This window comes from Rhodococcus artemisiae (genome assembly GCF_036327795.1).
Taxonomy (GTDB): domain Bacteria; phylum Actinomycetota; class Actinomycetes; order Mycobacteriales; family Mycobacteriaceae; genus Rhodococcus; species Rhodococcus artemisiae.
Genome location: NZ_JAUTXY010000004.1, coordinates 275,821 through 302,666, shown reverse-complemented (window position 1 = coordinate 302,666; position 26,846 = coordinate 275,821). Strand labels below are relative to the sequence as shown.

General features: G+C 64.5%; 25 protein-coding genes. 18 read left to right on the top strand and 7 right to left on the bottom strand.

From position 1 onward, the window contains the following. Positions 1-82: 82 nt before the first annotated feature. The 6 genes from Q7514_RS11450 (at position 83) to Q7514_RS11425 (ending at position 8,550) form a co-directional block, all read left to right on the top strand. Positions 83-1,216, top strand: coding sequence for an amidohydrolase family protein (locus tag Q7514_RS11450; protein ID WP_330133369.1), 1,134 nt, complete (start codon positions 83-85; stop codon positions 1,214-1,216). After that, the gene (locus Q7514_RS11445) at positions 1,200-2,204 is read left to right on the top strand and encodes a PDR/VanB family oxidoreductase (protein WP_330133368.1); all 1,005 of its coding nucleotides are present in this window, start codon (positions 1,200-1,202) and stop codon (positions 2,202-2,204) included. The genes Q7514_RS11450 and Q7514_RS11445 overlap by 17 nt, the downstream gene beginning before the upstream one ends. 34 nt (positions 2,205-2,238) lie before the next feature. Further along, positions 2,239-3,402: an acyl-CoA dehydrogenase family protein gene (locus Q7514_RS11440; RefSeq protein WP_330133367.1), complete on the top strand. Its 1,164-nt coding sequence runs from the start codon at positions 2,239-2,241 to the stop codon at positions 3,400-3,402. Positions 3,403-3,410: 8 nt separating this feature from the next. Continuing rightward, on the top strand, positions 3,411-4,571 hold the full coding sequence (locus Q7514_RS11435; RefSeq protein ID WP_330133366.1) for a thiolase family protein: 1,161 nt from the start codon (positions 3,411-3,413) through the stop codon (positions 4,569-4,571). 60 nt (positions 4,572-4,631) lie between these two features. Further along, positions 4,632-4,988: a Rieske (2Fe-2S) protein gene (locus tag Q7514_RS11430; protein WP_330133365.1), complete on the top strand. Its 357-nt coding sequence runs from the start codon at positions 4,632-4,634 to the stop codon at positions 4,986-4,988. A 280-nt stretch (positions 4,989-5,268) separates the two neighbouring features. Next, positions 5,269-8,550, top strand: a complete 3,282-nt coding sequence (locus tag Q7514_RS11425) for a protein kinase domain-containing protein (protein ID WP_330133555.1) — start codon at positions 5,269-5,271, stop codon at positions 8,548-8,550. A gap of 22 nt (positions 8,551-8,572) precedes the next feature. Here Q7514_RS11425 and Q7514_RS11420 read toward each other — a convergent pair whose 3' ends face one another. Beyond that, positions 8,573-9,277: a FadR/GntR family transcriptional regulator gene (locus Q7514_RS11420; protein ID WP_330133364.1), complete on the bottom strand. Its 705-nt coding sequence runs from the start codon at positions 9,275-9,277 to the stop codon at positions 8,573-8,575. 338 nt (positions 9,278-9,615) lie between these two features. On the opposite strand from Q7514_RS11420, the gene Q7514_RS11415 reads away from it, so the two are divergent. Together Q7514_RS11415 and Q7514_RS11410 are read left to right on the top strand one after the other, a co-directional pair. Beyond that, entirely contained in the window at positions 9,616-10,221 is a 606-nt protein-coding gene (locus Q7514_RS11415) for a ferritin (protein WP_330133363.1), read from the top strand. 108 nt (positions 10,222-10,329) lie between these two features. After that, a complete protein-coding gene (locus tag Q7514_RS11410) occupies positions 10,330-10,884 on the top strand; it encodes a ferritin (protein ID WP_330133362.1) in 555 nt (184 codons plus the stop codon). Between the two features lie 204 nt (positions 10,885-11,088). Here the strand turns inward: Q7514_RS11410 and Q7514_RS11405 are convergent, their stop codons facing one another. From Q7514_RS11405 to Q7514_RS11395, 3 genes are read right to left on the bottom strand one after another with little or no spacing between them, the layout of a single operon-like run. Further along, entirely contained in the window at positions 11,089-12,003 is a 915-nt protein-coding gene (locus tag Q7514_RS11405) for a DUF5926 family protein (protein ID WP_330133361.1), read from the bottom strand. 9 nt (positions 12,004-12,012) lie between these two features. Further along, the gene (locus Q7514_RS11400) at positions 12,013-12,786 is read right to left on the bottom strand and encodes a glycerophosphodiester phosphodiesterase (protein ID WP_330133360.1); all 774 of its coding nucleotides are present in this window, start codon (positions 12,784-12,786) and stop codon (positions 12,013-12,015) included. After that, the gene (locus tag Q7514_RS11395) at positions 12,783-13,775 is read right to left on the bottom strand and encodes a DUF4328 domain-containing protein (protein ID WP_330133359.1); all 993 of its coding nucleotides are present in this window, start codon (positions 13,773-13,775) and stop codon (positions 12,783-12,785) included. Before Q7514_RS11395 ends, Q7514_RS11400 begins: the two co-directional genes overlap by 4 nt. A 306-nt stretch (positions 13,776-14,081) precedes the next feature. Here Q7514_RS11395 and Q7514_RS11390 point away from each other — a divergent pair, with 306 nt between their 5' ends. Then, a complete protein-coding gene (locus Q7514_RS11390) occupies positions 14,082-15,014 on the top strand; it encodes an LLM class F420-dependent oxidoreductase (RefSeq protein WP_330133358.1) in 933 nt (310 codons plus the stop codon). A 38-nt stretch (positions 15,015-15,052) separates the two neighbouring features. Here Q7514_RS11390 and Q7514_RS11385 read toward each other — a convergent pair whose 3' ends face one another. From Q7514_RS11385 to Q7514_RS11375, 3 genes are all read right to left on the bottom strand, one after another. Then, the gene (locus Q7514_RS11385; protein WP_330133357.1) at positions 15,053-15,646 is read right to left on the bottom strand and encodes an Rv1733c family protein; all 594 of its coding nucleotides are present in this window, start codon (positions 15,644-15,646) and stop codon (positions 15,053-15,055) included. 163 nt (positions 15,647-15,809) lie between these two features. Further along, a complete protein-coding gene (msrA, locus tag Q7514_RS11380) occupies positions 15,810-16,478 on the bottom strand; it encodes a peptide-methionine (S)-S-oxide reductase MsrA (RefSeq protein ID WP_330133356.1) in 669 nt (222 codons plus the stop codon). Between the two features lie 9 nt (positions 16,479-16,487). Then, complete coding sequence (locus Q7514_RS11375) at positions 16,488-17,633, bottom strand: acyltransferase family protein (RefSeq protein WP_330133355.1); 1,146 nt, start codon at positions 17,631-17,633, stop codon at positions 16,488-16,490. Between the two features lie 246 nt (positions 17,634-17,879). On the opposite strand from Q7514_RS11375, the gene Q7514_RS11370 reads away from it, so the two are divergent. The 9 genes from Q7514_RS11370 (at position 17,880) to Q7514_RS11330 (ending at position 26,843) form a co-directional block, all read left to right on the top strand. Further along, on the top strand, positions 17,880-18,503 hold the full coding sequence (locus Q7514_RS11370; protein WP_132472709.1) for a superoxide dismutase: 624 nt from the start codon (positions 17,880-17,882) through the stop codon (positions 18,501-18,503). Between the two features lie 95 nt (positions 18,504-18,598). Beyond that, entirely contained in the window at positions 18,599-19,474 is an 876-nt protein-coding gene (locus Q7514_RS11365; protein WP_330133354.1) for an SMP-30/gluconolactonase/LRE family protein, read from the top strand. A gap of 101 nt (positions 19,475-19,575) precedes the next feature. Then, on the top strand, positions 19,576-20,097 hold the full coding sequence (locus tag Q7514_RS11360; RefSeq protein ID WP_330133353.1) for a peptidase: 522 nt from the start codon (positions 19,576-19,578) through the stop codon (positions 20,095-20,097). Between the two features lie 253 nt (positions 20,098-20,350). Further along, positions 20,351-21,049 (top strand): TMEM165/GDT1 family protein, encoded by a 699-nt coding sequence (locus Q7514_RS11355; protein WP_330133351.1) that lies wholly within the window; start codon positions 20,351-20,353, stop codon positions 21,047-21,049. A gap of 82 nt (positions 21,050-21,131) precedes the next feature. After that, positions 21,132-21,593: a MarR family winged helix-turn-helix transcriptional regulator gene (locus Q7514_RS11350; RefSeq protein ID WP_330133349.1), complete on the top strand. Its 462-nt coding sequence runs from the start codon at positions 21,132-21,134 to the stop codon at positions 21,591-21,593. Beyond that, on the top strand, positions 21,590-22,846 hold the full coding sequence (locus tag Q7514_RS11345) for an MFS transporter (RefSeq protein WP_330133348.1): 1,257 nt from the start codon (positions 21,590-21,592) through the stop codon (positions 22,844-22,846). The genes Q7514_RS11350 and Q7514_RS11345 overlap by 4 nt, the downstream gene beginning before the upstream one ends. 43 nt (positions 22,847-22,889) lie before the next feature. Continuing rightward, positions 22,890-23,657: an SDR family NAD(P)-dependent oxidoreductase gene (locus Q7514_RS11340; protein ID WP_330133347.1), complete on the top strand. Its 768-nt coding sequence runs from the start codon at positions 22,890-22,892 to the stop codon at positions 23,655-23,657. Positions 23,658-23,735: 78 nt separating this feature from the next. Continuing rightward, positions 23,736-24,551, top strand: a complete 816-nt coding sequence (locus Q7514_RS11335) for an alpha/beta hydrolase (RefSeq protein WP_408016070.1) — start codon at positions 23,736-23,738, stop codon at positions 24,549-24,551. An 87-nt stretch (positions 24,552-24,638) separates the two neighbouring features. Then, positions 24,639-26,843 carry an alpha/beta hydrolase gene (locus Q7514_RS11330; protein WP_330133346.1) on the top strand — a complete coding sequence of 735 codons (2,205 nt, stop codon included), beginning with the start codon at positions 24,639-24,641 and terminating at the stop codon, positions 26,841-26,843. Positions 26,844-26,846: the final 3 nt, after the last annotated feature.

Sequence of the window (26,846 nt, the reverse complement as noted above, 5' to 3'; positions counted from 1 at the left end):
ATCTCGACAACCCGATCAAGTCTCTGTAAGGTAGATAACATAGTCCTATTTTAAGTGCTGCCGCCGAAGCGAGGAAATATCCATGACCACCACACATGCAGCCCCTGTCACCGACGAGAAGAAGCAGTCGCTGTCGATCGTCGATTCCGATGTCCATCCCTACATGGAGCATGGGTTGGCCACGTTGGTGCCGTACATGAGCACGGCATGGCAGAAACGCATCGGCGCCGGAATGGGTGGCGGCCACACGGTGGCGTCACAATTCCACCTGCCGCTGGATTACCTCTACATCAACTCCTCCGGAGGAATGCGCGCAGACACCGCGCAGCCCGGCAAGCCGCCGGCCACCGACCCCGCGTTCACTGCCTCTCAGCTTCTGGACGGGCGCGGCATAGACCGTGCGATCCTGCTGTCCGGGCACCTGCTGGGCATCGGCGCAATGCCGGACCCGCAGGTCGCCGCCACCATCGCCTCGGCCTACAACGACTGGATGTGTGAACACTGGCTCCAGTTCGACAAGCGGTACCGTGGCGCGCTGGTCATTGCTCCACAGGATCCGGAACTTGCGGTCAAGGAGATCAACCGGATGGCCGACCGGCCCGGGATCGTCGAGATCCTCATGCCGCTCCACGACATCCTCATGGGCGAGAAGCACTACTACCCGATCTACGAAGCAGCGCAACGCCACGGGCTGCCGATCTGCGTCCACCCCAGTGGAACCGAGAACGTCTACGCCCGTGCGCCCCGCATGGCAGGCACCCCCACGTTCTACATCGAGTGGCATGCACTGCTGGGCCAGATACATCAGGCGAACACCGCAAGTTTGCTGTGCCACGGCGTGTTCGAGCGGTTCCCGGAGCTCAAGGTCGTGATCGCCGAGGGCGGTATCGCCTGGATCGCGGAGCTCAGCTGGAAACTCGACGCCGACTGGTACGGCTTGCGCGACGAGATTCCTTGGGTCAAGCGCCACCCCAGCGAATACCTCAATGAGAACATGCGTTTCACCACGCAGCCGTTCGTCGAGCCGCCCAGGAAACAATATCTGGCCGCACTGATGGACATGATCAATGCGGAGCAGGTCCTGATGTTCAGCTCCGACTACCCGCACTGGAATTACAACGACCCGACCAACGTCTTCGCCGGTCTGCCTGAGGACCTCCAGCACCGGATCATGGTCGACAATCCGAGGGAGTTCTACGGTGACCGCCTCAACTGAGCTGGATTCCACAGTCATGAATGTGTTGCTGACGACAAACGACTCCGAAGTCGATCTCGACCTCACGATCAGCGATCGCCGGATGCTGACGACAGATATCGTGGCGTTGGATCTGACATCGGCAACCGGTGAGCTGCTTCCGAACTGGGCACCCGGCGCACATCTCGAGATGAATCTCGACAACGGATTGTCCCGCCAATATTCGCTGTGCGGGGATCCGGCCGATCGCCGGACCTGGACGGTGGCGGTCCTGCGGGAACCGGACAGCCGTGGAGGCTCCGACTACATCCACGATCACCTTCCGACCGGCTCGAAGGTGAAATGTCGCGGACCACGCAACAATTTCCCGCTCGAGGGGGCACGAACATACAAGTTCGTTGCCGGTGGAATCGGTGTCACACCGATCCTGCCCATGATCCGAGTTGCCGAGGCGACCGGAATTCCGTGGACTCTGCTGTACGGGGGCCGTTCACTGGAGTCGATGGCTTTTCAGGACGAACTGTCCCGCTACGGCAGCAAAGTGACCCTCTGGCCACAGGACACCCACGGACTTCTCGACCTGGCCGGCGAGCTGGGGTGCCCCGAACCCGACGGCGCGATCTATTGCTGCGGACCCGAACCGCTTCTGAACGCGATCGAGGGACGCTGCGATTCGGTGTGGCCCACAGGGGCTTTGCACGTAGAGCGCTTCCGAGCCGATCTCCCCGATCTGACGCACGCGCGTCCGATCACGGTGGAACTCGCACAGTCGGGTATGACCCTCGAGGTTCCGGCAGACAAGAGCATCCTCGAGATCTTGACCGACGCCGGCATCGAGGTCGATGCGTCATGCGAAGAGGGCACATGCGGCACCTGCGAAGTCGTCGTGCTCGAAGGCACGCCGGAACACCACGACGTGGTGCTGACGGAAGATGAACGCGAGAGCGGCGAATGCATGATGATCTGCGTCTCCCGATCCAAGGGCACCTGCCTCAAGCTGGATCTCTGAATTACGTTCCGCAGCAATAGAGACAAGGAAAACGATGGCTTTCGAACTGGACAAAACGTATCTTGCCATCCGCGACGAGGCGATCGAACTGGCGGCCGCGGCCGAACCCTTCGCCGTCGAGGCCGATGCAATGAGTACCGTGCACGAGGGCATGCGCAAACTACTGGCCGACAGTGGCTTGTGGACACTGACCGTCCCCAGCAGGTGGGGTGGGCGCTTCGACTCGGTCGACCCACTCGCCGTCTGCGTCGTGCGCGAAGTTCTGATGGGAACATCGGCACACCTCGATTCCCTCTTTGCCCTGCAGGGCATCGGCAGTTTCGGACTTGCACGCGCAGGTAGCGACGCGCTCCGCGATCGATGGCTGCCCCAGGTGGCCTCGGGCGACGTTCTCGCGGGCCTCGGACTCACCGAGCAGGACACCGGTTCCGATCTGAAGAACATCGTCACCGAGGTGTGGCGCGACGGTGATCGACTCATACTGGACGGCAACAAGTCGTTCATCTCCAACGGAGGTGCAGCGGGCTTCTACAGCGTCCTCGCACGTGAGGACGCGGGACTGAGCCTGTTCCTCGTCCCGGCGGACGCCCCCGGACTCACGGTGACTCCGACGCCGGAGATCATCGCTCCGCACGTTCTGGCAGAACTTTCCTTCGACAACGTCGAGGTCTCCGAGACCAACCGTATCGGGGATCCCGGAACGGCCATGGATCATGTGCTCGCGACCCTCGCGGTGTTCAGGGTGTCGGTGGCAGGCGCATCGATCGGCCTCGCTCAGGCAGCCCTCGACGAGACAGCCCGGCACGCGGGCACGCGGATACAATTCGGGCGACCACTCGCCAGACTCGGCGCCGTCGCCGATATGCTCGGCGCTTCCTGGGCCGAGCTCGAGGCAGCCAGACTGCTGACCTACAAGGCGGCCGACTCCGCACGGGTGGATCCGGCCGCATCGATTCATCTGAGTTCCATGGCCAAGTTGGTTGCAAGCGAGGCCGCGGGCCACATCACCGACCGCGCGGTGCAGATCTCCGGCCGCTTCGGGCTGGTCCGCGATTCGAAACTCGAACGGCTCTACCGTCAGGCTCGCCCCATGCGGATCTACGAAGGATCGTCGGAAGTTCTGCGACTCGGCATCTCCAAGACTCTCGTCGCCACTGTACTGGCGAACGAAGCGCAGACCCCGGCCGAGAAGCGATGAGCCGCAACGTGGCTCAGGATTCCCTCATCATCGATGCCGTCCGGTCTCCGGTAGGACGCGGGCACGCCGAGAAGGGCGTGTTCCGCGATGTCCATCCCGCCGATCTCCTCGGTCAATGCTACGAAGGCGTAGTGCAACGAGCCGGCATCGACCCCGCAGGCATCGACAACGTCATCACCGGGTGCGCCAATCAGATTGCGTTACAGTCCTCCGGTATCGCCCGGACAGCCTGGCTGCAGAAGGGACTACCGTCGTCCACCGGCGCGACGACGGTGGATATTCGGTGCGGCGCCGGTCAGCAGGCAGCGCACTTCGCTGCGTCGTCGATCTCTGCCGGTATCGACCGAGCAGTGGTGGCAGCCGGCATTGAACACATGGGCCGCAACGGTTTCCGCGTGCATCAGGGTACGCAGGAACAGTTCGGTCAGGCGTTCACCGACGAACTCCGGTCACGGTACCCACTGGTGTCGCAGGGTGTCGCTGCCGAACGGTTGGCGGATCGCTACGGGATCGAGCGCGTCGAGATGGACGAGTTCTCCGCGTTGTCGCACCAGCGCGCCGCGGCGGCGGCCCGCGACGGTCATCTCGGCCGGGAGATTCATCCCATCGATGTCGACGGCACCAAGATCGATGCCGATCAAGGCATCCGGCCGGATTCGACGGCCGAGAAACTCGCAGCGTTGAAACCCGTCTTCTCGAAGGACGGAACGGTCACTGCAGGCAACTCCTCGCAGATGTCCGACGGTGCCGCCGCGGTGCTTCTGACCAGCTCAGAATTTGCGGAGGAGCTCGGGCTCCGGCCTCGCGCTCGAGTCGTGGATCAGGTCGTTCTCGGAGTCGACCCCGTCGACATGCTGACCGGCCCCATCCCGGCAACTGCCCGCATCCTCGAACGAAACAACCTGACTATCGGCGACCTCGACGCGATCGAGATCAACGAAGCGTTCGCGTCGGTGGTTCTGGCCTGGCAGCGCGAGTTCCGGCCGGATATGGACCGGGTGAATTCCTGGGGTGGCGCAATTGCGATCGGCCACCCACTCGGCGCTACCGGTGCTCGACTACTCACGACGATCGTGAATCGGCTGGAGAACACGGATTCCCGCTTCGGACTGGTGACCATGTGCTGCGGCGGCGGTCTCGGTACGGCAACGCTCATCGAACGGCTCTGACGCGAGCTTCTTTCACCGGTCCTTCTGCTGGATCGGTCTCATCCGAGATTGGAGTACGAAATGACACGCCACGTGATCGGCAAACTGGACGAGTTCCCGGACGATACCCGCAAGGTCGTGGAGGTCGACGGCACCGAGATCGCGGTCTTCAACGTGAGCGGCACCCTGCACGCGATGCGTAATGCGTGCCCACACAAGGGCGCGCCCCTGTGTACACTTCCCCCGACCGGGATGATGCTCGAAAGCGCACCGGATATGTACGAGTGGGGTCGAGAAGGCGAAATCGTACGGTGCCCCTGGCACGGCTACGAGTTCAATCTTTCGGACGGGAAGTCCGTCATCGCCCCCCAGCTGAAGCTTCGCGCGCGCGTGTACAAGGTCGAACTCGAGGACGAGGAGATCGCTCTGTACATCTGAGTCGAACCTCATGCGCGTCGCCTGCATCCTCATGCCGCGTAGTACGCCCTCGTCCGATCGGTACCGGGCCGATCGGCGAGGCGGAGGCGCGCCTCTCTTGACAGAGCCTTTCCGGGAGGAAAGAGTCTTCTAAGGAGGGAGAAGGTCCCTCCAGGTACAGGACCTTCGTCCGCTGCCTGCCGAGGGAGTTCAGAGGAGTCACCGTTGGAAACACGCTTCACCAATGGGCGTGGAGCGGACTGCTCCCTGTGGCAGCTCTACAGGGCATCCGGTGAGCTCGATGGTCGATTCGGATTCTGATCGGACGCAGCAGGGTGAACCACCCGCCATCGAAGCCGAGCTGGATGGCCTAGGCCTCACCGATGCGCACGAGATCGGACGCGGCGGATTCGGGGTGGTCTACCGGTGCCTCCAACCGGCTCTCGACCGTACCGTCGCCGTGAAGGTTCTGACACACGACCTGGACGAAGAGAATCGGTCCCGATTCCTGCGTGAACAGCGCGCCATGGGGCGACTGACCGGTCATCCCAACATCGTCAATGTGTTGGAGGTCGGGGTCACGGCCACCGGTCACCCGTTCATCGTGATGCCCTATCACCAATTGGGCTCGCTCGATTCGCTGATCCGCCGTTCCGGTCCGTACCCGGTTGAGCAGGTGTTGCGCCTCGGGGTGAAGATGGCCGGCGCCGTAGCGTCCGCCCACCGGCTGGGGGTCCTGCACCGTGATGTCAAACCCGGAAACATACTGCTGTCCAGTTACGGTGAACCTGCCCTGACCGATTTCGGGATCGCACACATCACGGGTGGGTTCGAAACATCCGCAGATGCGGTCCTCGCGTCACCATCTTTTGCATCCCCCGAGGTCCTCAGGGGTTCCGCTCCCACCGAGGCGTCGGACGTCTACAGTCTGGGTGCAACGTTGTTCTGTGCGTTGACGGGCCACGCCGCATTCGAACGACGTACCGGCGAGCAGATCGTCGCCCAGTTCGTTCGAATCACCAGCCACCCGATCCCTGACCTGCGGGAACAGGGAGTTCCCGCTGATCTGGCTGCGGTGATCGAACACGCGATGGCCCTCGATCCCTCGGATCGTCCGCAGCAGGCCGTGGCATTCGGTGAGGAACTGCGCGGGATTCAAGCACGCCACGGGCTTGTTGTCGATGAAATGGCCCTGCCCGACGATGACGGAGAACTACCGGGCGTCCGACTGCCCACTACCCCCGCTTCCTTCACATCGGGGCAGGTCCATACACCGGTGCTGCGTGGCGGCGCTGCAGGAAACTTGCCACTGGATGCAACCAACTTCGTCGGACGACACGATGAACTTGCTTCTGCAAGAACCACTCTCGAGGCAGTTCGACTCCTTACACTGACGGGTATCGGCGGGGTCGGAAAGACTCGTCTTGCACTGCGACTTGCCGCAGAGATGCGCGATCGGTTCCCCCATGGGGTCTGGTTGGCCGAACTCGGCGAACTGCTCGATCCCTCACTGGTTCCCAATTTCGTCGCCGACTGTCTTCGCCTGAGCACCAGCAGTGCCGATCCGACCCAGGAAATAGTCGACTTCCTCGCACCCAGACGCCTCATGCTCGTGATGGACAATTGCGAGCATCTGATCGACGGGGTCGCAGAATTCGTGCGGTCGCTCATCACGACGTGTCCGGGTGTCACGATCCTGGCAACGAGTCGTGAACCTCTGAATCTCGCCGGAGAATCGGTGATGCGCGTTCCCTCCCTGGCCATGCCCGATCCCGAGCATGAGCCGGAATTGATGGGAACCCCTGCCTACGATGCCATCTTGCTGTTCGAAGACCGGGCGTCCACGGCCGTGCCGGGGTTCGCTCTCACCGACGAGAACCTCGACACTGTCGTTCAGATCTGCCGGCACCTCGACGGGTTACCTCTGGCCATCGAACTCGCGGCAGCCCGACTGCGCGCGATGTCCGTCGACCAGGTTCTGCAGCGGTTGAACGATAGATACAAGCTGCTGACCCGGGGAAACAGAGCAGCACCCACCCGCCAGCAGACTCTCAGATTGTCTGTCGATTGGAGCTACGGACTCTGCAGCCCCGTCGAGCAACGCATCTGGGCACAGCTGTCGGTCTTTTCCGGTAGTTTCGAACTGGATGCTGCACTCAACATTTGCCTCGAGGACCTCTCGTCCGATGATCTACTCGATGTCATTTCCTCACTGGTCGACAAGTCGATTCTGATCCGGGACGAGCTCGCCGGCCGGATCAGGTTCCGGATGCTGGAGACCATCCGAGAATTCGGTCGAGAGAAGACAATTGAGTCCTGCGAGTACTCGAATCTCAGGCGCCGCCATTACGATTGGTACCGCCAACTCGCAGTCGATGCGGAGGCCGACTGGATCGGTAGCCGCCAATTGGAATGGCTAACCCGCCTGGATCAAGAACAGTCCAACCTCAGAGAGGCCATGGAATTCGTGCGTCTGGCGTCGAGTCGTGCCGGATCCGATGCCGCACTCGAGATCGCGGTGGCGCTCTTCCCGTTCTGGTTCGCACGAAACCTCTTCAGCGAAGGGCGGTACTGGCTGGATCGCGCATTGGATATTGGCCCCGTCCAGGCGACGCCGGAGCGAATCAGGGCGATCTGCTGCAACAGCGTGCTGGCCGAATTACAGGGTGATCTCGACGCCGGAGCCGACCTGATCGCGTCTGCACAGGCACTGAATACGGGCTTGGACGATCCGGTCAGCGACGGATACATCGAGCATGCCGAGGGACTCCTGGCCCTCTACAGCGGCAATGCACCTCAGGCATCCTCGCATCTGGAAGTCGCCGTTCGGGTGTTCAGTACGAGCGACAGAATCAGGATTCGAGTGTGGTCCCAGTTCATGCTCGGCGTCTCGTACGAGCTGAGAGGACGTACCGCGCAGGCGATTACATGCTACAAAGAAGTCCTCGCGATCACTGAGCCGCGCGACGAAGCGGTATATCGCTCCTACTGCCTGTGGGGCCTCGGTGTGGCGAAATACCGGCAGGGCAAGCTCGACCGCGCTACGCGTTCGATCGAAGAGTGTCTGCAGCTCTGCGAGCTGGTGAGTGAACCACTCGTTGCCGCTGTTGCTCTCGAAGTGCTTGCGTGGATTGCACACGACGACCGAGACCCGGAGCGGGCAGCCATCCTGCTCGGTGCCGCGGATTCGCTCGGGTCCCAGGTGGGGAGTTCTCCGCTCTTGTTCCACGAGCTTCGCGTGTACCACGCCGAGTGCGAACGTTCGACGAATGAACTGTTGGGATCAAATGTATTTCGTGCCCGCCGTCGAAAGGGAGCACGTTTGGGTCTCGAGCAGGCCATCGAATACGCACTGACAGAGGGTTATCGGAAAACGGACGGGGCCGACGCGGATGCGCAACTCACCGAAGGCGAGCAGCAGATCGCAGAACTGGTGACGAAGGGCCTGTCCAACAGCTCCATCGCGACAAGGCTCTCACTGTCGCAACAGGCGGTGCAGGATCACGTCGAGACAATCTTCGCCAAGCTGGGTGTGCGGTCCCGGAAGCAGATCGCGGCCTGGATCCGAGCGCACCGGAGCTGAGCAGACACCTACGAGCAGGTAGTCAGCTTCCGAACATCTCCCACGTCAACACCTGATCCAGCACCTTGGGATACTTCCGTTCGAGGTAGCCACGAGTTTCGCTCATGTGGCGTGCCATTACTTCCCGAGCACGGTCGGCGTCGCCGTCGTCGATCGCTTCACAGATCTCGTCATGAACCTCTGCCACGTGTTTGCGTGACGCCCTGCTGTAGGTCACGCCCAGTTTCGCCCCATCGATGATCCAGTCGAGCGAGTTCAAGAAGTAGGTGATCAGAGGATTCTGTGCACCCTCTGCGATCAGCTCATGGAACCGATGATTCTCGTAGAGGAACTTCTCTTCATCGGAGAGGTTCGCCTGCATTGCATCGACGGACTGGCGCAGCCCCTGGAGTACTCGCTGGTCCCTGTTCTGCGCACACAACATAGCGGCGATGGGTTCGATCTGCTCGCGCGTCTGCAGCACAGACCGGAAGGGTGTTTCGGAGAACTGCATCATCAGCGCAAGCGTGCTGGCCAGGTGACGCGAATCGGGAGACGCAACCGCGGGACCGCCTCCGCGACCCGGCCGAATCGTGATCACACCTTGCTGCTCCAGCACCCGCAAGGCCTCACGCAGCGTACTTCTGCCTACTCCGAACGCCTCGTACATTTCGGATTCGATCGGGAGCGGGTCGCCGGGTTTCAGCCCTTCATCCTTGATCATCCGCACGATGCGCTGAGCCGTCATCTCTGCTCGCTTCGGCGGCATCTCCGGGGGGGCGGTGCGCGGAGTGACATCCCGAAAAAGGGGGAGAATCTCAGTTACGCCGTCTCCGGATCCTGACCATTGACTCATCGGCAAAGTCCTCGAGAGAGCACCGGTCCGCGTGGACCTGGACACGGGCTTATCAGGCATATCTTCATCATACAATGACGCCCTTCCATCACGGCAGCCCACAAAGCGATCTTGATGACTTCCCGGCGGTTGCCGACATCGCTCCGATCCATTCGCACCGACGACGTCGACGGAGGATCCATTCGCGCCCGCACCATGACCTATTTCCGGCGACCGTCTAACCTGTGATCATGGGCACAGTCACGGAACTCTCGACACGGTTTCACACTCTGTTGCACAGTGAAATCGGGAATTTCCTCGATGTGTCGTACCAGCACGTGGCGGTCGCCGTGTATTTCGACAACCGCGATCTGGCTCATCTGGCTGCCCATTTCTACTCTCGGGCGGAGGAGAAACGTCGGAATGCGCTGAGGGTGATCCGCTATTTCGTCGACCGGAATATGCCGGTGGATCTACCCGCGGTCTGCCCCACCGTTTCGGGATTCACCGACGTGCAGGCACCGCTCGCGCTCGCACTCGAGTGCGAGAACCGGCTCACCGACGACATCGCCGAACTCACCCGAACAGCCCACGAAGAGGGCGACTACCTGGGAGAACAGTTCGTGCAGTGGTTCCTGCAGGAGCAGGTCGCCGAGGTTGCGACGATGAACTCCCTCGCGACGACAGCTCGCCGAGCGGGCGACAATCTGTTCCGGCTCGAGACGTTCGTGCAACGTGAACTCGCCGGGGCGCCCGAGAAGGTGGGCGCACCTCTACTACCCTCGGGGATGGCCCAGATTTCTCGTTGCAGGGCCGAGGGAAAATCGTCGAATTCGGTGCCCGATCAGGCTGAATGATCTTGGGTTAGCCAATCCTGAAATAGCCCAGCTTAGGCAATACTCCGAGAAATGAGTCTAGCCAATGCTTGGATGAAATAATCCCTGACCTGCATTAACGTCGTCGGCATGACAACAATGGGCGAATCTCGCACGACCAAATTCCATTCGCTTCTGCACGACCAGATTCGCAACGAATTCAATGCGTCGCATCAGTACATCGCCACCGCGATCTTCTACGACAATGCCGATCTGCCGCAGCTCGCGAAGCACTTCTACGCGCAGGCCGTCGAAGAACGCAATCACGCCATGATGATCGTCCAGTACTTCCTGGACCGCGACATCGCCGTCGATCTCACCGGTGTGGACGCCGCGCAGTCGATGTTCGAGAGCGCTCGTGAGCCCATCGCACTGGCCCTCGAGCAGGAGAAGGCCGTCACCGAGCAGATCGTCGAGCTCGCCCGCACTGCGCGCGAGGAAGGCGACTACCTGGGCGAGCAGTTCATGCAGTGGTTCCTCCAGGAACAGGTCGAAGAGGTCGCGACCGTCACCACGCTGCTCACCGTCGCCGATCGTGCAGGCGAGAACCTCTTCAACCTCGAGGACTTCGTCGCACGCGAGCTGAACTCGAAGGACCGTCCGTCCAGCATCAATGCTCCCCTGGCTGCCGGCGGCAGCATCTAGAGGCACGGCCTGCCGGCGGCAGCATCTAGAGGCACGGCCTGCCGGCGGCAGCATCTAGAGGCACGGCCTGCCGGCGGCAGCATCTAGAGGCACGGCCTGCCGGCGGCAGCATCTGGCCAGCCCCGCTGCCGTTCGCCCGGAAGGCCGCATTCATACAGTGTCGACTGTGTGAATGCGGCCTCTGGTCGTTCTGGGGAGCTGAGATCAGCGCAACGTGACCTGGCGGCTGCGCAGGCCGTCGCGTGAGCCTCGCTCGGCGACGGTGAGCGGCGACTCGTCGGCCAGCGCTGCATCGAGTCGGGCGTCGAGCTCGAGCGTCGCCGCGACCCATTCGTCGGGATGCTTCTCACGATCGAGGTCGAACACGGGCACCAGCAGGCCGTGAGTGCGGAACGAACCCGCAAACCTCGAGCCCTCGCCCAGATGTAGTCCACCGGCGGCGTGCACACGCGACAGAGCCGTCATCAGCGCATCCTCGTCCTCGGGACGAATCCAGCGCAGGTGTGCCTTCTCTCCCGTGTCGACCCACCACGCCGCGACGAGTTCGTCACCGTCGAGACGCGCCGAGGGCATCACGGCAGCGTTGGCTTGCTGCAGCGTCTGCGCGACGTCGGGAGCGGCCTCGACACCTTCCGGGATCCACCACTGGAAATCCTGGTGCACGGTGATCGACGGAAGCTCGTCGGCAACGAGCAGATCCTGCAGGCGCGGGGAATCCTCGGTCGGCTCTGCCACCTTCAACGACGTCCCGGGCTCCGCTGTGAGGGCCCACTCGACTGCCGCGCCGAGTTCGCCCGCAGGGTCGGGACCGAACGTCGCCAACTGCAGCCCGACGTACCCGACGACCTCGTCTCCTTCCTCACGCACAAGTGCCGCGACACCGCCCGGGAGGATGGTCGCGCCGACCACCCGGCGTCCGCCACCCGCGACCGGAAGATCGACGAGTGCGGACGGCACGAACTCCCGCAACGCCACGAGATCGAGTTCGAGGGCAAGGCCTTCGAACGGCCGGGACGACGTGCCGGACGACGCTTCCCGTTCCAGCCTGCGCTGCTCCAGCTTCGCGGCGCGATTGCTGCCGGGTTTGGGTCCGCTGTTTCTCTTGCTCTTCTTCGCCACGGCGCAAAACTACACGCCGGGCACTGCCTCGAGTTGAGCCTTGGTGCGTCCGGGGTGATTGGTGGCCACCCAGCCGACGCCGAGCGTGCGGCACAACTCCACGTCTTGTGGCTCGTCGACCGTCCAGCAGTACGTCGCCCGGCCCGCGAGAGCGGCCCTGTCGACGAGATCACGATGCTCGCGCAATGTCGCGACGGACGGACCGATCGCAGTGGCACCGACGGTCGTGGCGGCACTGCCGCCGAGGTAGCGGGACGTCTCTCCCAGCAAAACTGTGGGCAGCAGCGGCGCCTGCCTGCGGATCCGCCAGACTGCGCTCGCGGCGAACGACATCACGACGACCCGGGAGAAATCCGCCGACGGCGGTGTTGCCAGCCCGAACCGCGACAGCTCGGCGAGCACCTTCGCCTCCACGAGGGCGCCGTAGCGTACCGGATGTTTGGTCTCGACGAACAGCTTCACCGGCACGCTCGTGAAGTCCATCATCAGTTCGATGAGCTGACGCAGGGTGAGCAGGCTCGCGGGTTCTCCCGGCCGCCCGTAGTCGAATTCGGACAGCTCCGCGAGCGTCATCTCGCTGACGACACCGGTACCCGTCGAGGTCCGGTCGATCGTGCGGTCGTGGACGCACACGAGATGACCATCGCGGGTCAGCCGCACGTCGCATTCGAGCCCGTCTGCGCCCTCCTCGAGCGCGAGTTCGTACGCGGCGAGAGTGTGTTCCGCCCTCGCTGCGGACGATCCGCGGTGGGCGACGACGCGCGGCACGGCGAACTCCGTCATTGCGTCACCACCGGAGACCGATGCTCGTCCTCGTGAACAGCACCCGCGGGCACGATCTCGGCGATCGGCGCATACGCCGGCCCGGTCGCCGTGGTGAATCGACGATGCTCGAGGGGTCGGCCCCACAGGTCGGCTCCGTCGAACAAACGAACGACGTACAGCGCCCCCAGCGCGACCACCGCGGCCATGGCAGCCACCACAGCGGTCAGCAGCACTGCGTCGGCCCTGGCCTGGAGCGCATCACGCTGACGCCAGAACAGGACGAACACGAACAGCACCGCGTTCGACACGATCAGCACCCACCAGATCCGGACGGCACGCAGGATCCGCGGTCTGTCGTGGGCGATCTCAGTGAGGAACACCCCTGGCAGCACAAGGTTGACGCCCGGCACCACCACACCGAACAGCACCGAACCCGGCGAGCGGGGATCGGAGGTGCCGTGGTCGGCGAACACGCGTCCACGAACCTCGATCAGGCGTAGACCCGACGCGACCGCGGCAGCGAGTGCGACGAGCGGACCGACGATCTGAGTGGCCCACACAGCCGAGTCCGACAGGGCCAGGACGATCGGTTCGATCAGCCGCGTGCGGTTGACCAGCAGCAACACGTATCGGGCCAGTTCAGCGACGGCCGCGAGTCCGAACACCGCAGCCGTACCTGCCAGCAACGTGGGTGCCAGGCCTGCGAGTGTCTCGGCTCGGGTCGGCTCCTCGTCGTGCGGTCGGGGCCGGTCGAGCAGTCCCCACCGCGGAATCTCGTCGTATGAGGGTGTCGCCGTGGACTGCGGTGCGCGGGGGGCTGTGTCTTCCGCGGGCTCGCTCTGCTGTGGTCGGACGACCCAGCGGAAGTTCCGTCGATTCGGAGGAACCGCAACATGGGTGTCGACGGGCGAGAGCAGTAACCCGCGGCACGACGGGCACCACTGCCGCGCCTGGTATGACACGGGCCAGCGGCTCTCGCAACGAACGCAGATCTGATATGCGGCCATCAATAGATCTTTGCCGGGTCGTCGCCATCACCGATCAACGGCCTGCCTGCCTTCGGCCACGCGCCCTGGCGGCACACCACGTCCACCGACACGGTGGGCACATCGGAAGAACTCACGATTCCAATAGTGGCACGCGACGAAATGCGATGCAGCCGCGCGGCACGCCGTGATGAATATCCACAATGCCCAAGCGCAGGAGTTATCCACAGTTTCCACAGGTTCATCCACAGGGATCTTCGACGGTCGAATTCATCGCTCGAGACCACTCACAATTCGCGGAAATCGGGTTCCTGGAACAATCGAGCAATGGAATTACGGATCTTCACCGAACCACAGCAGGGAGCGACCTACGACGATCTGCTCGCGGTCGCGCAGACCGCCGAGCGGCTCGGCTACGGCGCATTCTTCCGCTCCGACCATTACCTCGCGATGAACGCAGAAGGGCTGCCCGGCCCCACCGATGCATGGATCACGCTCGCCGGACTCGCCCGCGACACGTCGACGATCCGGCTCGGCACCCTCGTGACCTCGGCGACCTTCCGTTATCCCGGCCCGCTCGCGATCTCCGTCGCCCAGGTCGACGCGATGAGCTCCGGTCGCGTCGAGTTCGGGCTCGGCGCCGGCTGGTTCGAGGAGGAACACTCCGCATACGGCATTCCGTTCCCGCCCCTCAAAGAACGATTCGACCGCCTCGAGGACGCCCTCGCCATCGTCACGGGTCTGTGGGAGACCCCGGTCGGTGAGAAATTCTCGTACGACGGCGCGCACACCCGGATCGTGGAGTCACCGGCCCTGCCGAAACCTCACCAGCAGAAGATCCCGGTGGTGATCGGTGGTGCGGGAAAGAAGCGGACGCCGGCATTGGCGGCGCGTTACGCGAGCGAATTCAACGTTCCGTTCAATTCGGTGGAGGGATCGGCGACCCTCTTCGAGCGGGTACGGCAGGCTTGCCGCGACGCGGACCGTGATCCGGCCGAGCTGACGCTGTCGAACGCGCTCGTGCTGTGCTGCGGGCGGGACGAAGCGGAGATCGCCCGTCGTGCCGCGCGCATCGGCCGCGAGGTCGACGAGCTTCGTGAGAACGGGCTGGCGGGAACACCCGAGGAGGTCGTGGAAAAGATCCGCACCTACGCACACATCGGATCGCAGCGGATCTACCTGCAGATTCTCGATCTGGCGGACCTCGAGCACCTGGAACTCGTCGCGCGGGAAGTCATGCCGGAGACAGCGGCCCTCTAGGTTCCGGCAGCACTGTAGGTTTTCGGCAGCGCTGTAGATCAGTGGCTGCTGGTGGAGCCGAGGAACGCTTCGATTTCCCGGCTCCACTCGCGGCTGCGGGCGCGCTCGATGCCCCAGTGCGCCAGGGCGAACAGACCGCACGCGATCAAGAGCACGAACATGTACACCGCAACACCGGCAAGTACCGAGGAGAACTCGGCGGCGGACACACTCATCGGTTGCAGGGTCACAGCTCCTGCGCGATCCACCCACACCTGCACTTCGTCGCCTGCGACCTCGGAACCGGTGATCTGTACGTCGCCGTGGTGTTCGACGCCTCGGAACTCCCAGGTGGCGGGAGCGGTCGACGGTGCGACGTAGGAGAACTCTCCCCAGCCCGCGTTGGCTACCACGGGGTCGGCGTCGAGAGTGGCGCTGACCATGGTGCGTTCGGCGAGTTGCTGCTGAGCCAGGGCGACCTGAGTGCTCTGGACGTTCGCGATGACGATCCCGGCGACGGGGACCATGATGAGCATCGCGGCGACGAGCAATGAGAAGACACGGGCTTCGAAGCGGTCGGTGCGGCGGACGAGGGGGCTACGCCCACGCAGACTCCGGCGGGTGCGCCGTAGATATCCCCCTGTGGACGTCATCTCGGTACCCCGATCCTTCCCCCGGTCGACACTCTTACATTCCAGAGTGCTCGCCGACCGGGCGAAATTCAAGGAATCCCAATCCATCTCACATTGTGCAGTGGCGCACAGCGCTTCTCATTCTCCGAGACCGATGGTCTCTACGCTCCGAAATCGATGGTCGCTACGCTCCGAGACCGACCGGGCAGCTCACACCCGTCGCGTGAACCGGGCAGTAACCGTTGGGGTTCTTCGCGAGGTACTGCTGGTGGTAATCCTCTGCGTAGTAGAACTGGGTGAGCGGCGCGATTTCCGTGGTGATCTTGCCGAACCCCGCCTCCGCGAGGCGCGTCGCGAAGGCTTCTGCGGTGGCCTCGGCGACCTCGATCTGCGATTCGTCGAACGTGTAGATGGCCGACCGGTACTGGGTTCCGTGGTCGTTGCCCTGCCGCATGCCCTGGGTGGGATCGTGATTCTCCCAGAACTGCTTCAGGATCCCCGCGAAGTCGATCACGTCGGGATCGAAGACCACCAGCACCACTTCGGTGTGCCCGGTGCGACCGGAACACACTTCCTCGTATGTCGGGTTGGGGGTGTACCCGCCGGCGTATCCCACAGCGGTGGAATACACGCCGTCGAGCTGCCAGAACTCCTTCTCGGCACCCCAGAAGCACCCCATACCGACCACGGCGGTGGCGAGACCTTCCGGGAAGGGCGGCACGATGCGATGACCGTTGACGTGATGCTTCTCGGGAACCGGCATGGCCTCCGATCGTCCGGGCAGCGATTCTTCGGCTGCGACCATCTGGGACTTCGAGCCGGCATGGGCGAGGATGTCGTCGAACCAGGACATGACCCGATGCTACGCGTGTGTCCGCGCGGTGACCTTTTCCGCGACCGCGGGCCGCTTCGGGTGGAGCCACTGGTTGCTGATCCAGCGGGCCGCAGGCACTTCGACGCCGCGATACACCAGCTCGGACGCCAGCGCGACACCGAGGAGCAGACAGATCACAGCACCTGTCATACCGACGAATCCGACGGTGTTCTCGTAGATCCGGTACATGACGAGGGTGTGCACGAGGTAGATCGCATAACTACGAGTGGAGACCCAGTGCACGATCCGCAGGCGTCCGATCCTGCCGTCGTATCGGGACAGCAGGACGACAACCGCGAACACCACGCTGATCGTCCACAGATAGTGGCTACCGGCCCAGTACACCTGCATGTCGGTGGCGAGAACGATCACCTGGACCTGGGCGATCAAGGCCACCAGTAGACCGCGGACGGAGATCAGCCCAGCCCACGCAAGATAGGCGATCTGCCCGAGGAACACGGTGGGCAATGTCGCGGCGATCTTCGACAGGAACGGCACCGTGTACGGCTCCGGCATGTACAGGTTGTAGATGATCACCAGCATGCACAGAGCGGCCCCGAGCAGCGGCATGACGATGGGCTTGGCACGCAACAGCGACCGTCCGCTCACGCAGAACAGGTAGAACGCGATCTGCACGGCGAGCGTCCACGCCACACCGAGCACCGCGACCTGCGGCTTCAGGAAGAACGCACCGAGGAAGAAACTGAGTGCGGCCTCGCCGTCGGTGACGGTGGTGTGGCCGCTGAACATGCCGTTGATGCCGAAACGGACCAGCAGGATCGCCGCGAGGATGCATACCCAGAACGCGGGGACGAGCCGCGCCGCACGGGCGATCAGGAACTTTCCCCGCGGCTGGCGTATCGCGGAGCGCGTGATGAGCAGCCCCGTGAGCATCATGAACGCCGCGACACCGACGAACGACAGGTGCATGTTCAGGCCGGCGCCCTGGGTCAGCACCGCGTGGACGACGTCGATGAACCACCAACCGGTGCCCAGATCGTCGATCAGATAGAAGCAGATGTGCGAGTACACGACCGCAATCGCGGCGAGGAACCTCAGCAGGTCGAGCCCAGGCAGCTGGACACGTGGTGCCTCAGCTCCTCGTGTCGGAACGTCGAAGAGCGGTCGAGACACCCCGCAATGTTAAGGGGCCGTTCACCGCCGATTCCAATCACGCTCCCGATCGGGCGAGTCGGTGCAGGTAGAGGCGATGCGGTCCGATTTCTCGGGCATACCGGCTTCGCAGGGTCGGCGGTAGGGCACGACGTCCCGCGTGAGCCCGAATGTTGCGCAGCGTGTAGTTATGGGTTTGGGTGGATACCCATATAGGCACGGAAAAAATCGAACGGGCTCACCAGGCCCGCAAAGAAGGGACCCTTCGTGGCTGAGTACACGCTTCCGGAACTGCCATACGACTACGCAGCGCTCGAGCCGCACATCTCGGCGAAGATCATGGAGCTGCACCACGACAAGCACCATGCGACCTACGTCGCCGGCGCCAACACCGCTCTCGAGAAGCTCGCCGAGGCCCGCGAGAACGGCACGCTGGCGGCTCAGGCCACCAAGCTCGAGAAGGACCTCGCATTCCACCTCGGTGGTCACACCAACCACTCGGTGTTCTGGCAGAACCTCTCTCCCGAAGGTGGCGACAAGCCGACGGGTGAGCTCGGAGCAGCGATCGACGACGCGTTCGGCTCGTTCGACAAGTTCCGCGAGCACTTCTCCGCGAACGCGAACTCCATCCAGGGCTCCGGCTGGTCGATCCTGGCATGGGACTCGATCGGACAGCGTCTGATCATCGTCCAGCTCTACGATCAGCAGGGCAACATCTCCATCGGCCTGACTCCGCTGCTCATGCTCGACATGTGGGAGCACGCGTTCTACCTGCAGTACCAGAACGTGAAGGCCGATTACGTCAAGGCGTTCTGGAATATCGTCAACTGGGCCGACGTGCAGGCTCGCTTCGAGCGCGCACGCACCCAGACCGCCGGCCTGATCGTCTAGTCACCGGCACCATGAGGAGAGGGTCACCCAGCGGGTGGCCCTCTTCTGCGTTTCGGGACACCGTTGCCTCCGGCCGACGGCTAGCGTGTGCGGCCATGACGACTCCTCCCCTCGACACCGTGTGCTCCGGCCTGGCATTTCCCGAATGCCCACGCTGGCACGACGACCGGCTCTGGTTCTCCGACGTGTACGCGAACGACGTACATCGCCTCGATCCGTCCACCGGAGCGTCCGAGATCGTCGCCCACATCGACGGGCATCCAGCGGGCCTCGGGTTCCTTCCCGACGGGCGCCTGCTCATCGCCGTCGGTCACCCCCGCACGGTGATGCGGCGCGAATCCGACGGCATGCTCACCCCACACGCGGATCTGTCCGGGTTCGCGACCTGGCATCTGAACGACATGTACGTCGACGGTGCCGGGCGCGCATATGTGGGTAACTACGGCGACGGCAGCGCCCCACCCGATCCGGTCCGTCCCGCGGTGCTCACGCTCGTCGAACCGGACGGAACCGTGCGGGCCGTCGCCGATGACCTGCTGTTCGCCAACGGGATCGTCGCGACGGCCGACGGTCGCACGCTCGTCGTCGCCGAGACCCGCGCGATCCCGGGCCGGCTCACCGCGTTCACGGTGGGCGACGACGGCTCGCTCACCGACCGTCGCACTGTGATCGAGTTCGATCGATCGGTGTTCCCGGACGGGCTCGCCATCGACCGTGACGACGCCGTGTGGGTCGCATCGCCGTTCGGCAACGAGGTGATCCGGGTGTCGCAGTCCGGGGTGATCACCGACCGGGTGCCCGTCGCGAATCCGTATGCGGTGGCACTCGGCGGTCATGACGGCTGCGACCTGTTCGTCTGCACCGCCGAGAACTGGCAACCCGAGGTCGCGGCGCGTGAACGCACCGGGGCGATCGTGCGGCTGCGTGTCGACGTGCCGGGAGTCGACGTGTCGGGCCGACCACACGCTTAGCACCGGGCACCGAATACACCTGGCACTCGGCGCCTCTTGTGTGCCAGCGAGAAAAACGGGCATTCTTCCCTCATCGCCCGAGGAGGGATCGGAGGGACGCCATGAGGGATCAGATCGGGATTGCCGCGTTTCATTCCGGTGGGTCGCTGCGGGGATTCGTAGTGACGGGACGGTGGCCTTCGACCACCCGCGAATGGGCACAACTGCTCGCGCTGACGGTGCGTGTGGCCTCGCTGCCGGGACTGCTGCCGACCTCGACAGTGTTCGGGGTCCGTGAGGAACTTCCGGACGATCCGGAGCCGGGAACCGTCGGCCTGGTCCTCGCCGCCGGACCGGTCCTCGGGGAGACCGCCGTGGAGCCGGGATGCTTCGCGCAGCATCAGCCCCCGGCACTGATCATGCTGCATCCTCCATCGGAGACCACACCGTCGCTGCCCGAGAATGCGGGCGCAGCCTCGGGGTGTGTGCTCCTGCCCGGGTTGCCGTATCTCGGGCTCGACCATCGCGCCGCATGGGTAGAGGCCGAAGCGGATGGAACCGTGACGTCGCTGGTCAGTAAGGTGAACGTGGATCCCGGCAGGGATCCCGACACCGCAGTTCTGGCCATGCTGCTCGCGGCATGAAGCTATGCCGCAAATGAGAGTTCGGTTCTACTAAACTTAGCATTACCTTTACACCCGCGGCTTTGGCGCGCTAGTGTCGTGAAAGCGAAGGGGAGTAGCCCCCAATCGCCCTGTCGACACACTGGCCGCCATCGGCCCGGCACGGCGAACCGGACGACCTCCGGTGGGCGAGACCTTCGGTCGTCGACGCACCACGCGTCCGACGTCCGGAGGAAGCCCGATTCCTCCACAGACGAAGGAGGAAAACCCGCTCATGTGGTCCGCAGTCGTTCTGAGCTTCGCAATCATCTTCATCGCCGAACTCGGCGACAAATCCCAGCTGATGGCCATGACGTTCGCGCTGCGCTACCGCTGGTGGGTGGTGTTGTCGGGGATCCTGTTCGCCACCACCGCCGTGCACCTCGTCTCAGTGGCGGTGGGCCACTATCTCGGTGTCGCGATCCCGACCGTGGCCATCTCACTTGTCGGTGGCGTCGCCTTCCTGCTGTTCGGCGCGTGGACGTTGCGTGGCGATTCCCTCGACGATGACGAGCAGTCGAAGGCCGGCCGTGTCACGCGCTCGGCGTTCCTGGCCGTCACCTCCGCGTTCTTCCTCGCCGAACTCGGCGACAAGACCATGCTCGCGACCATCACGCTCGCGACCGACAACGACTGGATCGGCGTCTGGGTCGGGTCGACGGTGGGCATGGTCGCCGCCGACGCACTCGCGATCGTCGCCGGCGTCGTCCTCGGGCGACACCTGCCGGAGAACGCGATCCGCTTCGGGGCCTCGGCGTTGTTCTTCGCCTTCGGCGCGTGGATGCTCGGGGCCGGTCTCGCTCCCGACGCGTCCGCGGTCGGCCCCGTCGCCGGTGGCGTCACCCTCGTGGTCACCGCACTGGCCATGTACCTGTTCACGCGGCGCACCAAGCGGCCCAACACCACCGAGTCCGCCCCCGCCACACACGTGTGAGGTTCCGCGCAGACCGACGACCCCGCACCCTCCGCAGGTATATGCTTGCCGATAGGCAAATACCTGAGGAGGCGCGGAACCGATGAGCAGAGAGTCGTTCGATCCCGATGAGGTGAATCGCCTCCGCATCGCACTCGGCCGCATCGCACGCCGCGTCTCCCGGCCGGCAGGCGACGGCAGCCTGACACCCTCGCAGGCATCCCTGCTCGCCACGGTCGCGCGACGAAAGACCATCGGGGTACGCGAACTCTCCGACCTCGAAGGCCTGAACCCCACGATGTGCTCACGCATGCTCGGCAAACTCGAAGACGCCGGGCTCGTGTCACGTTCGTCCGACGCCGACGACAAACGCGTCGTCCTCGCCTACATCACCACCGACGGCGCGGCGCTCGCCGAAGAACTCCGGATCCGACGCACCGCCCTGTTCACCGAACACCTCACCGAACTGAGCGAACACCACGTCGACGCACTGCACGACGCGCTTCCCGCACTCGAAGCCCTCGCCGACAGCATGGGATGCGGCAGAAGCGAGGCTCGCAATTGACCGTCCTCGCCGATATCCGTGGAAACACATTCGCCGCCATGCGCGGACCCAACTTCCGCCGCTACATCACCGGCCAGGCGATTTCCCTCGTCGGCACGTGGATGCAGACCGTCGCGCAATCATGGCTCGTCCTGCAACTGACCGGATCGGCCACCGCGATCGGCATCGTGCTGGCGCTGCAGACCGTCCCGATGTTGCTGCTCGGTCCGTACGGCGGTGTGATCGCCGACCGCTCCGACAAACGCAAGCTCATGATCGGACTGCAGTCGATGATGGGCCTGCTCGCGCTGATCCTCGGACTGCTCGTCATCACCGATGCCGTCGAGCTGTGGCACGTCTACGTCCTTGCCCTCGGGCTCGGACTCAACCAATGTTTCGAGAATCCGGCGCGGCAGTCGTTCATGCTCGAGATGGTCGGACCCGAGGATCTGCGCAACGCAGTGAGCCTGCAGTCCACCCTGGCCGCGTGTTCGCGCATGATCGGCCCCGCGGTGGCCGGCATCGTCATCGCCGCGGGCGGCATCGGGATCTGCTTCCTTCTCAACGCCGCGAGCTTCGTCGCGGTGGTGACCTCGCTGCTCACCCTCGACGTGTCGAAACTCCGCCCCTCTCCCCCGACCACGCGCGCCCGCGGTCAGCTGCGCGAAGGACTCGCGTATGTGCGACGAACGCCCGATCTGGCTGTGCCGTTGGCGATGATGGCGCTCGTCGGCTGTCTCGCATACGAATTCCAGGTTGTGCTCCCGGTCTTGGCGGACCACACCTTCGAGGCAGGGGCCGGCGCGTACGGCTTCCTCACCGCTGCGATGGGTGCCGGATCCGTGGTGGGCGGCCTCGTGGTCGCCACGTGGGGCCGCACGGGTATCAAACCGCTCGTGCTCGCCGCACTCGCATTCGGCGTGGCCATGGCCGTCGCGGCCGCAGCACCGTCCCTGCCGATCCTGATTGCACTCATGGTGATCGTCGGCGCCCTGAGCGTCACGTTCACGACGAGCGCGAACAGCACACTGCAGCTCGCCGCCTCGCCGCAGATGCGGGGCCGGGTGATGGCACTGTGGGCGGTCGCATTCCTCGGATCCACAGCGATCGGCGGCCCTATCGCCGGATGGGTCGTCGAACAGTGGGGTGGCCGCGCAGGATTGCTACTCGGTGCCGGTGCCTGTGTGGTGGCCGCGCTGATCGGCACCGCCGTACTGCGGCGACCGGCGCACCAGAGCAGCGACGCAGCGGATTCGGGGTCGTTGTCGCGCTAAGGTTCGACGCGAAACGCGTGTCCCCTGGAACAGGAGCAAGACTGTGGAAATTCAAGGTTCTGCCGCGCTCGTCACCGGTGCTGCATCGGGTCTCGGTGCCGCCACCGCTCGCCGCCTCGCCGACGCCGGGGCCACGGTGTTCGGACTCGATCTCGAACAGTCCATCGAACGGGTCGGTGACAACGCACCCGCCGGCGTCACCCTCATTCCCACCGACGTCACCAGCGGCGACGAGGTCCAGGCTGCGATCACGCGTATCACCGAATCCGGAGTGCCGCTGCGCATCGTCGTCAACTGCGCCGGTGTCGGCTGGGCGGGGCGGATCCTGTCCAAGAACGGCCCGCACGACCTCGAGCTGTTCCGCACGGTCATCACGGTGAACCTGCTCGGCACGTTCAACGTCATGCGCCTCGCTGCCGACGCGATCTCCAAGACCGACACCGTGGACGATTCCGGCCAGCGCGGCGTCATCATCAACACCGCGTCCGTCGCCGCGTTCGAAGGCCAGATCGGCCAGATCGCGTATTCGGCGTCGAAGGGTGGCGTGCACGGCATGACGGTGCCCGCGGCACGCGATCTCGCGCAGTTCGGCATCCGCGTCAACACCATCGCCCCCGGCATCGTCGACACCCCGATGCTCGCCGGTGTCACCGAGGAGTACCGCAAGGGTCTCGAAGCCGGTGTGCCGTTCCCGTCGCGGCTCGCACAGCCCGCCGAGTACGCGCAGCTCGCGCAGATGATCGTCGAGCACGACTACCTCAACGGCGAGACCATCCGGATGGACGGCGCGCTGCGCATGGCACCGCGATAGGCAGCTTCGCTGCTCTCGTGATGCGGTTTCGGTCAAGGGCACTACCGAAACCGCGCACGATCGGTTAGACAGGGGGCTGTGCGGATCGCTCTCGTCGTCGTGCTGGTCGCCGTGATCGCCGGGGTCGCGGCGTGGGCGCTGCAACGACGGTTGATCTTCCTGCCCGATACATCGACCCCGCCTGCCGCCGCGACTCTGCTGCCGAACGCCGAGGACGTGGTGCTGACGACGTCGGACGGCCTCGAGCTCGGGGCATGGTTCGTCCCCGGGCGCAACCCGACCGGACCGGGCGCCGAGTTCACGGTTCTTCTCGCTCCGGGCAACGGTGGGAACCGCCTCGGGCGCGCGCAGACCGCCGCCGACCTCTCCGCCGCAGGATTCTCTACGCTGTTGTTCGACTACCGCGGATACGGCGGCAACCCCGGTCGCCCGTCGGAAGACGGAGTGGCCCGCGACGCCCGCGCAGCCCTGCAGCATCTGCTGGACCGAGAGGATGTCGACTCGGATCGAGTGCTGTACTTCGGGGAGAGTCTGGGCTGCGCCGTGGTGACTGCGCTCGCCGCCGAATCACCTCCGGCCGGAATGCTTCTGCGCTCGCCGTTCACCGACCTCGGATCGGTGGCGCGTCACCACTACCGACTCGTGCCGGACATAGTCCTGAAGGACAGGTTCCCGGTCGCCGACATCGTCGCGCAACTCGATGTGCCCCTCACCGTGGTCTACGGAACCGCCGACAGCATCGTGCCGGCCCAGCAGAGTGCAGCGGTTGCGGACAGTGCGCGGTACCTCGTCGAGCGCGTCGAACTTCCCGGGCTCGAACACAATGACCCGCCGATGTTCGGAGCACCGGTCGTGGACGCTTTGTCCCGTCTGGCCGACTCGGTTCAAGATTAGGTGGCCACTTGCGGTCGCCGGCGACGCGGTCGGCAACGGCAGTCCGGTTACCACGCACACCACCTCGACGCTGGCTACAGTGCTTCGGTGTCCGATCGACCGGAAGCAGGACAGAACCACGGGTGGCGGTGGCGCCCGCAGAATATCGGTCACCGATGGATCACCGGACCGGGATGGACCGGAGCGACCGCACTCCTGGGCGTAGTGGTTGTCCTGCTGTGGCTGTGGCGGGCGATCGAGCAGGCAATGCCCGGTGCAGCGGCCGTCTCCTGGCGGATCTCGGCGCAAGATCTCCTGCTGACGGCTGCGGTGGGGTCGGTGGCAGCGCTGGTGGGCACCGCGGCGGCCGCACTCCTGAAGCGGCGCGTACCGGTGCCGTTCCTCAGCGTGCTCGTGATGTCCGTGCTGGTGCTGCTGACCATGGGGGCCGGGCCATCACCGGTCGGCTGGCTGGTGGTCTGCCTGATCGTGCTGCTCACCGCTCCGCTGTTGGGGAGCTGGATCGGCACACTCATCGGCGCGGCATCCGGCTACGGCCGCCGCCCCGACAGGCGGCATAGCGCGGCCGCAGCGGTTGCCCTGCTGGTAGCCGCCGCCGGTGCGGGCTGGTTGACCTGGCCGGGGCCGGGGGCGCCCGAACAGGCCGCTGCTCGTGCCGGGCAGGCTCCACCGGATCCGACGGCTGCGGGAGTGCACCCGGTGACCGTGACCGCGTACGGAACTGCCACACCAGGAGCGTCCGACCGCTATGGCTCGTCGGAGACTGCCACCGCGCCGCTCGATGCATCCGCGATCATCGAAGGGTGGGATGCCGATGACGTACGTAGCGAAGTCTGGGGATTCGACGCGTCCGCACTTCCCGTCAACGCAGCGGTGTGGGCTCCGGCGGACGAGGGGACATACCCTCTTCTTCTTCTCGCGCATGGCAACTCCCCGCACGAAGACAGCGAACTCGGATTCGACTATCTCGGCGAATTGCTGGCCACCCGTGGATATATCGTCGCATCGATCGATCAGAGTTTCCTGAACACCAGCGTGCTGGATCGAGCCGGGGGTATCTACGGGGCCGACCTGGCCCGGGCCCGGCTCATACTTGCGCATCTCGATCAATGGGCCGCATGGACGCAGGACGGAGCGGCGCCGGTCGAGGCGACGGCCGATCTGAGCCGGGTAGCTCTCATCGGACATTCGCGAGGCGGTGAGGCGGCCGCGGTCGCAGCCGCGTTGCGACAGGCCGACGTGGAATCGGAGCTGCCCGGGGCCGATTCGTCCGCCGGAATCGACATCACCAGCGTTGTCGCCCTCGCACCCAGCGATGGCATCATTCCGGTGGACGGCGAACCGGCCACTTTGGAGGGCGTCAACTACCTGACCATAGGCGGTACCCATGACGCCGACGTCGGAGCCTTCGCCGGTACGAAGCAGTACGCCCGCACCGGAATCGCCCCCGGGCAGGTCAAAGCCGCGGTCTCGATATACCGGGCCAACCACAGTCAGTTCAACACCCGATGGGGTAGCTACGATGCCGGGCTCGGTCTCAGCAAGCATCTCTTGGACACGGAGGCGCTACTCGGCGCCCCGGATCAGCAGCAGGCGGCCGCCGTCTTCGTATCCGCATTCCTCGACGTGACCCTGTCTTACGATCGAGCTGCCATGCGACTGTTCGAAACTCCTGCACCGGATGCGGAGTGGCTTCCTCGGACCGACTACCGCATCGCAGTTGCTTCCGGAGACCAGACCGGAGTCATCGGATTCGCCGACGTGGACCACAGCGCCGGTGACGTGAACACGCCCGGACCGACGGCCGGTGAGGGCACCGCGCAGATGACCGCGCTACCGCTTCGAACGGGTGTCTCGGACAACACCGTGCTGCACCTACGCCCGGACCGGCCCGGCGGGGAAGCGGCCGTCACCGTCGACGTGAGCGACTCCTCGCCCGTACCGGAGGGCAGGGTCGTGGTCGACCTCGCGGACGCGCGTCCCCACGAGATTCCCGGCGAATCCGCAACCGTCGAGGTCGACATCACCGATTCCGCGGGACGGACCACGACCTGCCCATTGACCGGCCCGGCCGGCCTCTCCGGACAGATGCCCGCGACGACCGTGAAGCTGCAGGCGCTGAATAACGGCGCTACGAGCGAACCGACACTGCAGACCCACACTGCATCCGCCGACTGCATCGCGAACGGTGCAGTGGACCTGGGCGCGGTCGAGGCGCTCACCTTCCGGGCGCGGGGGCTGTCGAACGAAGGGCTCTACCTGGACAATGCCGGAGTGGCCGGCGGCTACTGATGA

Bases quoted from the DNA above. Each gene is read 5' to 3' on its own strand.
- Q7514_RS11450 (WP_330133369.1), top strand. From the start codon at position 83: ATGACCACCACACATGCAGCCCCTGTCACCGACGAGAAGAAGCAGTCG.
- Q7514_RS11440 (WP_330133367.1), top strand. From the start codon at position 2,239: ATGGCTTTCGAACTGGACAAAACGTATCTTGCCATCCGCGACGAGGCG.
- Q7514_RS11430 (WP_330133365.1), top strand. From the start codon at position 4,632: ATGACACGCCACGTGATCGGCAAACTGGACGAGTTCCCGGACGATACC.
- Q7514_RS11425 (WP_330133555.1), top strand. From the start codon at position 5,269: ATGGTCGATTCGGATTCTGATCGGACGCAGCAGGGTGAACCACCCGCC.
- Q7514_RS11420 (WP_330133364.1), bottom strand. From the start codon at position 9,277: ATGACGGCTCAGCGCATCGTGCGGATGATCAAGGATGAAGGGCTGAAA.
- Q7514_RS11415 (WP_330133363.1), top strand. From the start codon at position 9,616: ATGGGCACAGTCACGGAACTCTCGACACGGTTTCACACTCTGTTGCAC.
- Q7514_RS11410 (WP_330133362.1), top strand. From the start codon at position 10,330: ATGACAACAATGGGCGAATCTCGCACGACCAAATTCCATTCGCTTCTG.
- Q7514_RS11400 (WP_330133360.1), bottom strand. From the start codon at position 12,786: ATGACGGAGTTCGCCGTGCCGCGCGTCGTCGCCCACCGCGGATCGTCC.
- Q7514_RS11395 (WP_330133359.1), bottom strand. From the start codon at position 13,775: ATGGCCGCATATCAGATCTGCGTTCGTTGCGAGAGCCGCTGGCCCGTG.
- Q7514_RS11390 (WP_330133358.1), top strand. From the start codon at position 14,082: ATGGAATTACGGATCTTCACCGAACCACAGCAGGGAGCGACCTACGAC.
- Q7514_RS11385 (WP_330133357.1), bottom strand. From the start codon at position 15,646: ATGACGTCCACAGGGGGATATCTACGGCGCACCCGCCGGAGTCTGCGT.
- msrA (WP_330133356.1), bottom strand. From the start codon at position 16,478: ATGTCCTGGTTCGACGACATCCTCGCCCATGCCGGCTCGAAGTCCCAG.
- Q7514_RS11365 (WP_330133354.1), top strand. From the start codon at position 18,599: ATGACGACTCCTCCCCTCGACACCGTGTGCTCCGGCCTGGCATTTCCC.
- Q7514_RS11360 (WP_330133353.1), top strand. From the start codon at position 19,576: ATGAGGGATCAGATCGGGATTGCCGCGTTTCATTCCGGTGGGTCGCTG.
- Q7514_RS11355 (WP_330133351.1), top strand. From the start codon at position 20,351: ATGTGGTCCGCAGTCGTTCTGAGCTTCGCAATCATCTTCATCGCCGAA.
- Q7514_RS11350 (WP_330133349.1), top strand. From the start codon at position 21,132: ATGAGCAGAGAGTCGTTCGATCCCGATGAGGTGAATCGCCTCCGCATC.